Source organism: Micromonospora sp. ATCC 39149 (assembly GCF_000158815.1).
In the GTDB taxonomy this organism is placed as follows: domain Bacteria; phylum Actinomycetota; class Actinomycetes; order Mycobacteriales; family Micromonosporaceae; genus Micromonospora.
Genome location: NZ_GG657738.1, coordinates 3,105,969 through 3,116,287, shown reverse-complemented (window position 1 = coordinate 3,116,287; position 10,319 = coordinate 3,105,969). Strand labels below are relative to the sequence as shown.

6 protein-coding genes, 1 rRNA gene and 1 pseudogene are annotated in these 10,319 nt (G+C 71.6%); 5 read left to right on the top strand and 3 right to left on the bottom strand.

Annotated features, from left to right (window positions below; translation table 11 throughout):
* Positions 1–356 precede the first annotated feature (356 nt).
* Both rrf and MCAG_RS13165 read left to right on the top strand, forming a co-directional pair.
* A 5S ribosomal RNA gene (rrf, locus tag MCAG_RS13170) occupies positions 357–473 on the top strand.
* Between the two features lie 315 nt (positions 474–788).
* A complete protein-coding gene (locus MCAG_RS13165) occupies positions 789–1,415 on the top strand; it encodes an NADPH-dependent F420 reductase (RefSeq protein ID WP_007073466.1) in 627 nt (208 codons plus the stop codon).
* 97 nt (positions 1,416–1,512) lie between these two features.
* Here the strand turns inward: MCAG_RS13165 and MCAG_RS13160 are convergent, their stop codons facing one another.
* Positions 1,513–3,333, bottom strand: a complete 1,821-nt coding sequence (locus MCAG_RS13160; RefSeq protein WP_007073465.1) for a VanW family protein — start codon at positions 3,331–3,333, stop codon at positions 1,513–1,515.
* 615 nt (positions 3,334–3,948) lie between these two features.
* Between MCAG_RS13160 and MCAG_RS13155 the strand changes: the two genes are divergently transcribed.
* Together MCAG_RS13155 and MCAG_RS13150 are read left to right on the top strand one after the other, a co-directional pair.
* The gene (locus MCAG_RS13155) at positions 3,949–4,491 is read left to right on the top strand and encodes a DUF6230 family protein (protein ID WP_050778178.1); all 543 of its coding nucleotides are present in this window, start codon (positions 3,949–3,951) and stop codon (positions 4,489–4,491) included.
* Between the two features lie 80 nt (positions 4,492–4,571).
* A complete protein-coding gene (locus tag MCAG_RS13150; protein ID WP_036373320.1) occupies positions 4,572–6,194 on the top strand; it encodes a DUF6114 domain-containing protein in 1,623 nt (540 codons plus the stop codon).
* Between the two features lie 60 nt (positions 6,195–6,254).
* Here MCAG_RS13150 and MCAG_RS13145 read toward each other — a convergent pair whose 3' ends face one another.
* A complete protein-coding gene (locus MCAG_RS13145; protein WP_007073462.1) occupies positions 6,255–7,925 on the bottom strand; it encodes a DUF885 domain-containing protein in 1,671 nt (556 codons plus the stop codon).
* 287 nt (positions 7,926–8,212) lie between these two features.
* Here MCAG_RS13145 and MCAG_RS13140 point away from each other — a divergent pair.
* Positions 8,213–9,323 (top strand): annotated as a pseudogene (locus tag MCAG_RS13140) (DMT family transporter); the annotation flags it as partial.
* Here the strand turns inward: MCAG_RS13140 and MCAG_RS13135 are convergent.
* On the bottom strand, positions 9,212–10,276 hold the full coding sequence (locus MCAG_RS13135; RefSeq protein WP_036373317.1) for a PHP domain-containing protein: 1,065 nt from the start codon (positions 10,274–10,276) through the stop codon (positions 9,212–9,214). The pseudogene MCAG_RS13140 and the gene MCAG_RS13135 overlap by 112 nt on opposite strands.
* Between the last annotated feature and the right edge of the window lie 43 nt (positions 10,277–10,319).

Genomic DNA, 10,319 nt, shown 5'->3' with positions numbered 1-10,319 from the left:
TACTTGAGAAGGGCTGTCCCTAGTACGAGAGGACCGGGACGGACGAACCTCTGGTGTGCCAGTTGTCCCGCCAGGGGCACGGCTGGTTGGCTACGTTCGGAAGGGATAACCGCTGAAAGCATCTAAGCGGGAAGCCTGCTTCAAGATGAGGTATCCCACTCTACTTTGTAGGGGTAAGGCCCCCAGCTAGACGACTGGGTTGATAGGCCGGAGATGTAAGCTCGGTAACGGGTTGAGTTGACCGGTACTAATAGGCCGAGGACTTGATTACGAAGCTGCTACGCGTCCACTGTGCAACTCTGAACGGGCAAGCGACCCGCCTGTGTTGGTGGGGTTGTTTGGTATGTTCATAGAGTTACGGCGGTCATGGCGGAGGGGAAACGCCCGGTTACATTCCGAACCCGGAAGCTAAGCCCTCCAGCGCCGATGGTACTGCACTCGGGAGGGTGTGGGAGAGTAGGACACCGCCGGACATTCTTTCCAGTCGAGGGCCACCCCCATAGGGTCGGCCCTCGACTGTGTGGTTGTGGGGTCGGTGTGTTGTGGTCGGGGTCATCCTTTTGTGGGGGTGGCCCTGAACCGTTTCCAGGACCTTTTCCCAAACGCTTCCGCCGGTGCCGTGGGGCTCGGTAGCGTCGATCGGGGACCGCCCAGGCGGAATTCCCCACGACCGTGGCCGGAAAACCGCACGTGGCGTACGCCTCCAACGCTGTTGGGACGCGCGGATCGGGGTACCTGCCCACAGTTCGACCGGATCTGACCGCCGGCAGGCGGAGGCAGGAGTGGTCATGAAGATCGGAATCATCGGGTCGGGGCGCATCGGCGGCACCCTCACCCGTCGGCTGCGCGCCCTGGGCCATGACGTGACGGTGGCCAACTCACGGGGCCCCGAGTCCCTCGGCGACCTGGCGCGGGAGACCGGCGCGACCGCGGGAACCCTGGAGCAGGCCGTCGAGCAGGCCGAGGTAGTCGTGGTGGCCATTCCGCTGCTGGCGGTGCCGGCGCTGCCGGCCAAACTCTTCGAGGGCAAGGTCGTCGTCGACGCCAACAACTACTACCCCCAGCGGGACGGCGACATCGCCGAGCTGCTGGACCGGAGCCTCAGTTCCAGCCGTTGGACCGCGGAGCACCTGAAGGGCGCCCGGGTGGTGAAGGCGTTCAACAACATCCAGGCCCAGCACCTGATGGACCAGGGTCGTCCGAGCGGCGCGGACGGGAGGATCGCGTTGCCGGTGGCCGGCGACGACGCCGACGCCAAGCGCGTCGTGATGGAACTAATCGACGCCCTGGGCTTCGACCCGGTGGACGCCGGCACCCTCGACGGGAGCTGGCGGCAGCAGCCTGCCACTCCCGTGTACGGCACGGACCGCGACGCCGACGGCGTACGCCAGGGGCTTGCCGACGCACGGCCCTGAGCGGTTGTCCGGGGTTGGTGCCGGTCCCGCGTACCGAATAAGATGCCCCGCCGGCGACGAGCCGGCGGGGCATCGGTTTGTCCGGCCCCGGCGGGCCTCAGTCGGCGGAGCCGCCGCAGACGAAGCGGGGCTCGGCCAGGTACCGCCAGGTGAACTTCTCCCGCTTCACCACCTTGCCGTCCTTCTTGATGACGCGGAAGGCGTCCTGGGTGAAGCCGTCGATGCCGTTGCTCGGGATGCACGACGGGCCGGGCTTGAGGCGAACGGTCTTCGGCTTGGTGACGTCCCGGCGGGGCCCGTACTCCGTCTTGACGCTGTCGTAGATCTTCGTGCTCCAGATCGACACGGTCACCGAGCTGGCGGTGGTCGAGGTGTCGATGAGCACGCCGTACTTCGTGTTGTTGCGGAACTTGAAGTCGAGGTTCGGCCAGAAGATCGTCGACTCGATGACCGGCGGGTACCGGCTGAACCAGTACGAGTGCGGCTTGTGCTCGACGTCCTCCAAGCCCGCGTAGTAGGTGGCGTTGAACAGGGTGGTGGTGAACTGGGAGGTGCCCCCGCCCACGCCCGGGACGAGCTTGCCGTCGAGGATCACCGGCGCGTCCCGGTACCCCTGGGCGTAGCCGCGCTCGCCGGTGTGGCCGTTGAGGGAGAACGTCTCGCCAGGCAGCACGACCGTCCCGTCGACCTCCTTGGCGATCTGGACGATGTTCTGGCTGCGGGGGGAGGAGAGGCCCCCGGTGAAGTGGGTGGTGAACCGGGAGACCCGTTCGGAGATGCCCAGCCCGGCCAGCTTCTCGGCAGTCAGCTTCGGCTGGGTTTCCTTGAGCCGGCCGGTGACCTTCCGGTCGTCGGCGCGGGGCAGGACGGCGAGCAGGTCGCGGCTGAGCGCCTCGGTGTCGAGCTGCTGCCCGGGGCGCCCGTTTACCGGCTTCGGCTTGCCGCCGGTGACGGTCATCCGGGCGTCGCGGGGTGCCACCTCGATGGTGTCCAGCTTGTCGCCGAGGGCGGCGCGCAGCCGCTTCACGTCGACGCGGGGGGTCAGCTTCCCGGCGTCGTCGGCGGTGAAGCGCAGGCTCCGGGCGATGGCGGCGGGCGGGATGGTGACGGAACCCTTGTCGGTGCTGAGGGTGACCGGGGCGGCGACGGCGGGGTGGGCCAGCTCGTCGAGGAGCCGGTCGACCTCCTCGGCGCTGGTCGCCGGCGTGTTCTCCACCAGCGGCACGGTGACTGGCTGGCCGGAGAGCCAGCCGTCGCGGACCGCCTGGGCCGAGCGCTGCGGGTCGAGGGCGAGGCCGGACCTCGGCCGTACCGCCTTCGGCGTGGTCCCGGTGAAGATGATGGCCGGCACGGTCCACTCGCGGGTCTGGTCGCCGGCGGCCTTGCGCAGGGCCGCGTCGAGCCGGGCGGCGTCGACGGTCACCACGGGGGCGACGGCGCGGGAGCCGACGAGGCGGCTCACCGGATGCGCCTGTGCCTTCGCCGCCGCGTCCACCGTCGCCTCGACGTTCACCGCCAGCCCCACGTCCGCGGGCTCGAACTCCAGGCTCTTCTCGCCGACCGTCACCCGTAGGGGGGTGCTGGGCGTGCCGGCCCGCTCCAGCTCCGCGCGCAGCGCGCGGATCGCGTCGGTGCGACTGCGTCCGCCCAGCTCGGTGCCGAGCACGGTCGTCCCGCGCGGGACGTCGCCGGCGTACGCGTACGCGCCCACCCCGCCCGCGGCACCCAGGACGGCGGTGCTGATCCCGGCGGCGAGCAGGACCCGCAGCCGGCGGTGGCGGCGTGCCGGGGCCGTATCCGGTGGGCCGGGGGCGGCTGCCGCGGCGGGGTCCGGCTCGTCACCCGGCCAGCTCACCGCGGTCACCTTGATGGTCGGCCGGTCGTCGGCGGGCGGTCGTGTTTCGCCGTACAGAGTCACAGCAACCTCGATCGGTACGTACCACGTGGGAGCGTCTCCCACCCGGGAGACACCTACGGTAACCAACGTCGCGGCCGTCCGGCAGTCCGCGTCCCCGGCCATGTCCGCGCAGCGTGTCGGCGTGTGGCGCACGGGGCGTCCGTCGTCCTGGGATGAGCTCGCGCGGAGCGGCCGAGCCCGTCGACCCACCATAGGGGTGATCGATGGATCACTCTCAGAGTTCTGGCAGGCTCCCGTTACCGAAAAGTTACCAGCGAGTATCACGGCTACTTCGCGTGAGGCTCGACGTGTTGCGTGTCGCACTCCGCCCGTTTTGCCCGGCAAGTCGCCGGGGTGGTTGTTGACCGAAGGTAACCAGGGGTGATCTTGGCGATGCGGGCCGGTTACCCGCCGGTAGCAAGGGTCTTGTGAGCTAGGTCGCTTCGCGAGAGCATCCAATCCGCACGCTGCGCGCGCCGTCCGGCCAGCGGATCGCAGCAGCCACCGCAGCTTCCCCCACCCCCATCCCCCGAGCCGCGATTCCGCGCTCGGTGACCCCCGTTCGAGGAGGACCTCGTGAAGGATTCGGAAGACCGTCTGGAGCAGGGCGGCGTTCGTTGGCGGCGGTTCGCCGCGATGATGGTGCCCGCGACCGCCGTTGCCGGTGCCATCGTCTTCGGCATGGCCAACGGCGCGATCGCGGCGTCGTTCGCCGTCTCCGGACAGACCTTCAAGGTCGGTGCCTCGAGGCTGGAGGGCACCGGCTTCAAGCAGTACGGCGGGTTCGTCAAGGAGAAGGACGGCACCGCCCACCCGGTAGCCGTCTCCGAGATCGCGGACGCCAAGCTCTACGACCTCTGCCAGTCGGTGAAGATCCCGGACCTGCCGATCGTGCTCACCATCAACGCCGGCGGCGGCGGCAACCCCGCCACCGCCAAGGGCCTGCTGATCGACATGGACTCCCTGGGCGGTGACGCCGAGTTCAAGAACATCAAGATCGGCCGGGACGCCACCGACCTGAACGCCGGTGCCACCCCGAAGTCGTTCGGGCAGAGCGCCGACAGCGTGACCATCACCGACCTGGAGCAGGTGGCCCGCTCCACCAGCGCCGGGGTCTTCACCCTCAACGGGCTGAAGCTCAAGGTCAACGTGGGTGCTGCCGCCAAGGAATGCTTCTGAGCTAGCCACCGAGGCCCGTGGGTGCCCTCCACGGGCCTCGGCCCTGTCTCGTCACCAGTGAGCACCGCCAGGAGGAGTACGTGACGACCGCCAACCCGCAGCACGCCCAGCCGGGCCGGGTCAGCCAGGCGTGGCGCAACTTCCGACGTTGGCGTGGGGCCCGACCCTTCTGGGGCGGCCTGTTCACCGCGCTGGCCGGGCTGGAGATCTTCTCCACCACCCAGATGAGCCTCAGCGGCCTGACCTTCCAGATGGGGCCGACCGGCTTCCTGTCCTGGCTGATCCCGGTGATCCTGGTGGCCTGCGGGATGCTCATGTGGTTCACGCCGCAGCAGCGGATGTTCTACGCGATCGTCGGCGCGGTGACCGCCGTGTTCTCGCTCATCGGGGTCAACCTCGGCGGCATCTTCGTCGGCATGCTGCTCGGCATGATCGGCAGCGCCCTCGGCTTCGCCTGGGTGCCCGCCCGTCGCCCGGCCACCACGCCGGCCGGACTTGCCCCGGCCGAACCGGACGAGGAACCCTCGGACGCCGACGCGGAGCGCGTCGACGAGCCGGCGCTGATCGACGAGCTGATGCGCCGCGCGGAGCACCGCGACGAGGTCACCGGCCCGCTCACCGACACCCTGCCCCCGCCCCGGAACCCGCTGCGAGAGTCGCTGCCCACCGACGGGGGCGACCACAGCACCCAGTTGCTGCCGGTGGTCGGGCCGGACGGTCGCCCGCAACAGTGGCCGGGAGAGGGCGGCCCGGGCCAGCGCCAGGGCGCACCGCACCGAGACCCGAAGCTGCTGGCCGTCACCCTGGTGCTGCTCAGCGTCTCGGCCGCCGGGGCGCTGGCGCTACGCACCCAGGCCCCGGTGCAGGCGGCCCCCGCCGCGTGCCCCACCCCGTCCGCCACCCGCACGGCCGAGCCCGACCCGTCGGCGTCGCGGCCGGCTGACGAGAGCCCCAGCCCCAGCCCCGGCCCGGAGCGGACCTCCGGGGGCGACGTGCTCACCGACATCCTCGACGGCATCGGCGACCTCTTCACCGGCGGCGACGACGCGCCGGCCGCCGAGCCGACGGTGAGCCCGGAGCCGAGGGAGGGCGCGCCCACCACGGGTGCCCCGACCGCCGGGCCGACGGCCACCGGTGGGCCGACCTCCTCGCCGAAGCCGACCCCGGACGCGTCGGCCACCCCCGGCAAGCCCGGCGACGGATGCGCCACCCCCAAGCCCACCGAGCCGGCCGAGGTCGAGCCCGGCAAGCCGCTGCCCAGGATCGCCGCCGAGCCCGGCCAGCCCCGGGTGGCGGCGAAGCCGTCGAAGCTCACCGGCTCGAAGGTCACGATGACCGGGCTGCGCTTCGAGGGGATCGTTGACCTGCCGACCGGCGACGGCACGCTCAAGGTGCTGAAGTTCAGCATGGCCAAGGGGGTCACCGACGACTTTCTGCTCCAGGCGGACGGCCCTGGCGGCAAGACCATGCGGTACGCCACCGACCGGCTGACCGTCCAGGGCGATGTGGCGTTCTACGCCACCCGGTTCGTCGGGCGGCTGCTCGGCATCAAGATCATCCTCACGCCCGACCTGCCGTTCCCGGACGGCATCCCGATCACCTTGCCGATCCCGATCACCTTCACCGACCCGGTGATCGACCTGGCGTACGTCGACAGCGACGTCCTGACCGCGAAGCCCGCGCTGAAGGTCGACCTGGCCTGATCCACCCCGACCGACGGCCGGGTCCCGGGCGGTACCGCCCGGGACCCGGCCGTCGTCGGTTCAGAGGCGGGCGAGCGCCCGGCGCAGCGGGTCCAGGCCCAACGCGCCGAGGTCCAGCGCCTGCCGGTGGAACTCCCGCAGGTCGAAGTCGGCCCCCTTGCGGGCCTTCGCGTCCTCCCGGGCCTGAAGCCAGATCCGCTCGCCGACCTTGTACGAGGGCGCCTGCCCCGGCCAGCCCAGGTAGCGGTTCAGCTCGAAGCGCAGGTTCTCGTCCGGCACCCGGCAGTGCGCCCGCATGAACTCCCAGCCCAGCTCCGGCGTCCACCGCTCGCCCGGGTGGAAGTCGAACGGGTTGTCCCTCGGAATCTCCAGCTCCAGGTGCATGCCGATGTCGACGATCACCCGGGCCGCCCGTAACGCCTGCCCGTCGAGCATGCCGAGTTTGTCGCCCGGGTCCTCCAGGTACCCCAGCTCGTCCATCAGCCGCTCCGAGTAGAGCGCCCACCCCTCGCCGTGCCCGGAGACCCAGCACAGCAGCCGCTGCCAGCGGTTGAGCAGATCGGCCCGGACGGCGGTCTGGCCGACCTGGAGATGGTGACCCGGGACGCCCTCGTGGTAGACGGTGGTCACCTCCCGCCAGGTGGAGAAGTCGGTGATGCCCTGCGGCACCGCCCACCACATCCGCCCCGGGCGGGAGAAGTCCTCGCTCGGGCCCGTGTAGTAGATCCCACCGTCGCTGGTCGGGGCGAGGCAGCATTCGATCCGGCGGACCTGCTCCGGGATGTCGAAGTGGGTGCCGTGCAGGTCGCTGATCGCCTTGTCGGCCAGCGCCTGCATCCAGTCCCGGAACGCCTCCTTGCCCTGGATGGTGCGCGTCGGGTCGGCGTCCAGCGCGGCCACCGCCTCGTCGATCGTCGCGCCCGGCCCGACGATTCGCGCGGCCACCGTCCGCATGTCGGCCTCCAGCCGGGCCAGCTCGGCGAACCCCCAGGCGTACGTCTCGTCGAGGTCGACCCGCGCACCGAGGAAGTACTGCGAGGCCAGCTCGTACCGCTCCCGGCCGGCGGCCTGCTTGTCGCGCCCCAGCGGGGCCAGCTCGTCGCGGAGGAACTGGCCGAACTCGGCGGTGGCCGCGGTGGCCGCCGCCGCGCCCCGGCGCAGCTCCGCTCCGAGGGTGCCGTCGACGCCGAGCCGCTCGACGAAGCCGTGGAAGAAGTTGTCGCCGTCCGGGTCGGTCCAGATGTCGCACTGCTTGGCGACCTCGACGAGCTGCGCCTTCGAGCTGACCCAGCCCGCGCCGGCCGCCTCGCGCAGCGTCGTCTTGTAGCCCTCCAACGCGCCCGCGAACCGGTTGAGCCGCGCCGCGATGTTCGCCTGCGCGTCCGCGCCCTCGGTGGGCATCAGGTCGAAGACCATACGGGCGTCGTGCAGCCCGCTGGCGATGACGTTGACCTCGCTGGTCGTCTCGCCCGCCTCGTACCGGGCGAGGTCCAGGCCGAGCCGCTCCTGCATGGCCTCCTTGGCTGTCCGTTCGGACTCGGACTCGGGCTCGGTCACGTCGAGGTCGGCGAGCGTACGCCGGGTCAGCTCCGCCCGAGCCGCGTAGCCCTCCGGCGACAGGTCGTCGAGCTGGTCGTCGTGTCCGGCAATGCCGACGTAGGTTGCGCTGACCGGGCTCAGCGGCGCCCAATCGGCGACGTACCGGTCGGCGAGATCATCGATTCGTCCCACGCCGTGACACTACGCGACCCCGCCGCCCGGTTGTCGAGCGTGTTTGCGGTGTTCAGGGCCAGCGGCTCGCCCGGGTCGAAGTCGCTCGGGAAAGGCACGTCGGCCCGCAGCCGCTCCCCGCTGACCGCCCGCACGACGGTGTCGTAGCCGCCGAACCCACCGGGGGCGAACAGTTCGACCGCCGCGTGCCGCAGGTGGTGGGCGAGTTCGACATGGCTCCTGTGGTGGTCGACACGGTGCCCGGAAACCGCGCGACATCGTCGTACCCCTGCGGCAGAGTGTCAGGGGTGAAACCGGATACCACCCCTGACAGGGCGGCGCTGCGTAGCTGGCTGCCCGGCTTCCTCGCGCTCGCTGCGATCTGGGGCTCCAGCTTCCTGTTCATCAAGGTCGGCGTCCGCGAGCTGCACCCGGTGCACCTCACCCTCTACCGGGTCGCCGCCGGTGCGCTGACCCTGCTCGTCGCGCTGCCGCTGCTGCGCGACCGACTGCCCCGCGAGCCCCGGACCTGGGCCCACCAGTTCGTGGTCGCCGCGCTCGGCGTGGCCGTGCCGTTCACTCTCTTCGGGTACGGCGAGCAGCGGATCGAGTCGATGCTCGCCGGGATCTGGAACGCCACCACGCCCCTGATCGTGCTGCCGATGGCGGTGCTCGTGTTCCGCACCGAGCGGTTGACGACGCGCAAGGCGGTCGGGCTGGGGCTCGGCTTCGCCGGGGTGCTCGTGGTGCTCGGGGTCTGGGCGGGCGTCGGCGGTGCCCATTTCGCCGGCCAGCTCATGTGCTTCGGGGCGGCGGCCTGCTACGGCTTCGCCATCCCGTACCAGAAGCGGTTCGTCGCGGGCAGCGCCCACTCTGGCCTCTCGCTCTCGGCGGCGCAGCTCGTGCTGGCGACCGCGCAGCTTGCCGTGGTGGGCCCGCTGGTGGCGGGCGCGCCGCCGGTGCCCACCGACCTGTCGGGCGGCGCCCTGGCCAGCGTGCTCGCGCTGGGCGCGCTGGGCACCGGCCTGGCCTTCGTGATCAACCTGCGGAACATCCGGGTGGCGGGGGCGAGCACCGCCTCCACGGTGACCTACCTCATCCCGATCTTCGCGGTGCTGCTCGGCGCGCTGGCGCTCGGCGAGCGGCTCACCTGGCACCAGCCGGTCGGGGCGCTGATCGTGCTGGCCGGGGTCGCGGTGACGCAGGGCCTGCTCGGCCGGCGCAGGCGACCCGGCGCGGTCGGTGTCGCCCCGCCCGCCCCGCCCGCCGCGCCGGTCGGCACACGCTGAGCCGGCGCACGCCGATCATCAACCCCGGGCCCACGCCACGAGGCGGTCCGCCGGCCAGGTATTGACCACCCGGTCGGCGGGGACGCCGCACAGGGCCGCCCGCTCGCAGCCGAACCGCTGCCAGTCGAGCTGGCCGGGCGCGTGCGCGTCGGTGTTGATCGCGAACCGGCAGCCCACCTCCAGCGCCCGCCGGATCAGCCGCTTCGGCGGGTCCTGCCGCTCCGGACGCGAGTTAATCTCGACGGCGACGTCGTGCTCGGCGCACGCGGCGAAGACGGCGTCCGCGTCGAAGTCGCTCTCGGCCCGGGTACGCGCGCGGTGCGCCCGGTCGCCCGCCCCGGTCACCCCCGCCGGGCGCGACGACACCATCCGGCCGGTGCAGTGACCGAGGACGTCCAGGTGCGGGTTGGCAATCGCGGCCAGCATCCGCCGGGTCATCCGGCCCCGCTCGTCGTTCAGCCCACTGTGCACCGAGCCGACCACCACGTCGAGACGGGCCAGCAGCTCCTCGTCCTGGTCCAGCGAGCCGTCGGCGAGGATGTCCACCTCGATGCCGGTCAGGATGCGGAACCCCTCGGGCAGCGCCTCGTTGACCGCCGCCACGTGGTCGAGCTGGCGGCGCAGCCGGTCCGCCGTGAGGCCCCGGGCCACCTTCAGCCGGGGCGAGTGGTCGGTCAGCACGACGTACTCGTGGCCCAGCTCGACCGCCGCGAGCGCCATCTCCTCGATCGGCGAGCCGCCGTCGGACCAGTCGGAGTGGGTGTGGCAGTCGCCGCGCAGCGCCGAGCGCAGGGCGGTCGCGGCGGCGTCCAGGTCGGTGCCCTCGGTGGCGACCAGCCGGCGCAGGTAGACCGGCTCCTCGCCGGCCAGCGACTCGGCGACACAGCGGGCCGTGACGTCGCCCACGCCGGCCAGCTCGGTGAGCTTTCCGGTGCGGGCCCGCTCGGCCAGCTCCGTCGCCGGCAGCGCGGCCAGGGCCTTCGCCGCCGACCGGAACGCCCGCACCCGGTACGTCGCCTCGTTGGCCCGTTCCAGCAGGAACGCGATCCGGCGCAGGTCGGCGATGGGGTCCCGGTCGGTCATGCCCTGCAACCTACGCGCCCGCGCCACCGGTCGGGGGGTACGA